1 protein-coding gene is annotated in these 1,830 nt (G+C 46.5%); it reads right to left on the reverse strand.

All coding sequences use genetic code 11. The annotated features are described in order from the left end of the window. Positions 1–1,830, reverse strand: a 1,830-nt coding sequence (locus A3762_RS17435) for a vitamin B12 dependent-methionine synthase activation domain-containing protein (protein ID WP_197469347.1), incomplete at both ends; no start/stop codon positions are given.

The following is a 1,830-nucleotide window of genomic DNA, read 5'->3' on the forward strand; positions in this document are numbered from 1 at the left end:
CAGCTAGCGCCTTGATCATAATCGCGTTGTAGTCATCAGCCGCAGCTTCGAATTCATTTGCAATCTCTTCAACGCCAAGACCCGCGGTAACTGCAAATCCTCCTATATAATCTTCAATGCCTGAATCGCTTGGTGCGATAAAGTCAGCGAGGGACATCGTAGGGCTAAGCTGGCCTTCGACTGTTTTCTCTACCTGCTGGCGAAGGTGATGTAAGCGCGCGAGTTCTTCCGTTCGGCTTTCATCTTTGTAAACCACGACAGTATCATCATCTTCAGTCGCGGCAGGCCAGAAACCAATCACGCCACTTGCTCTGATACGTTTGTCTTCGAGCATTTCAGTTAGCATGGCTTGTGCATCGTTATAAAGACTCGTAGCCGCTTCACCAACAACCTCGTCTTTTAGGATTTTTGGAAACTTGCCTACTAAGTCCCAAGATATGAAAAACGGTGTCCAATCAATGTAATCGACGAGTTCTTTGAGGTCGATGTTTTCAAATACTCTTGTGCCGGTAAATGCAGGCTTCGGTGCTTGATAACTGTCCCAGTTTAAAGAAACTTTGTTGTCGCATGCTTTGTCATAGCTAAGCATTGATTTCTGGCTAACTCGGTTGGCACGGCGGACGCGCACTTTCTCATATTCGTCTCGAATGTTTGCAACAAACTCATCACGTTGGCCTTCGCTAAGTAGTGAAGTCGCAACGCTTACTGAGCGGGAAGCATCCGTTACGTAGATAACGGCATTGTTGTCGTATGCCGGTTCAATTTTAACGGCTGTGTGCGCTTTAGATGTTGTTGCACCGCCAATCATTAATGGTACGTCTAAGCCTTCGCGCTGCATTTCTTTAGCGACGTGAACCATCTCGTCAAGCGATGGAGTGATGAGGCCGGATACACCAATCACATCAACGTTATGTTCTTTCGCTGCTGCGATGATTTTATCGGCAGGAACCATGACACCAAGATCAATGACTTCATAGTTGTTACACTGAAGTACAACACCCACGATATTTTTGCCAATATCGTGTACGTCACCTTTAGCGGTCGCCATCAAAATTTTGCCCTTGCTCTTCTGGCCTTCGCCTTTTTCTTCTTCAATAAAAGGAACAAGATGTGCAACAGCTTGCTTCATTACGCGTGCGCTCTTTACCACCTGTGGAAGGAACATTTTGCCCGCGCCGAATAAATCACCAACGACATTCATGCCATCCATTAATGGGCCTTCAATGACTTCAATCGGGCGATCCGCTTCTATCCGTGCTTGCTCAGTATCTTCAACGATATAAGTGGTAATACCTTTTACCAAGGCATGCTCGAGTCGTTTATTAACGGGGAGTTCTCGCCATTCGAGGTTCTCGGCTTTTGTTTCGCCGACTGCACCGCGGAACTTATCGGCGATTTCAAGCAAGCGATCCGTTGCGTCGTTACGAGTATTTAGTACGACATCTTCAACGCGTTCTTTTAGTTCAGGGTCGATTTCATCGTAAATCACTAATTGTCCCGGGTTTACGATGCCCATATTCATTCCAGCTTTGATTGCGTGGAATAAGAAAACAGAGTGGATGGCTTCGCGCACTGCATCGTTTCCTCGGAATGAGAACGATACGTTACTCACACCACCAGAAATATTGGCGTGAGGCAGATTTTCTTTGATCCAGCGTGTTGCTTCGATGAAATCAACGGCATAGTTGTTATGCTCTTCGATACCTGTCGCGACGGCAAAGATATTTGGGTCGAAGATGATGTCGGCTGGTGGCATACCTAAGCCAACAAGAATGTCGTAAGAGCGCTTACAAATTTCTATTTTTCGCTCGAATGTGTCAGCTTGCCCAG

This window comes from Oleiphilus sp. HI0125 (assembly GCF_001635355.1).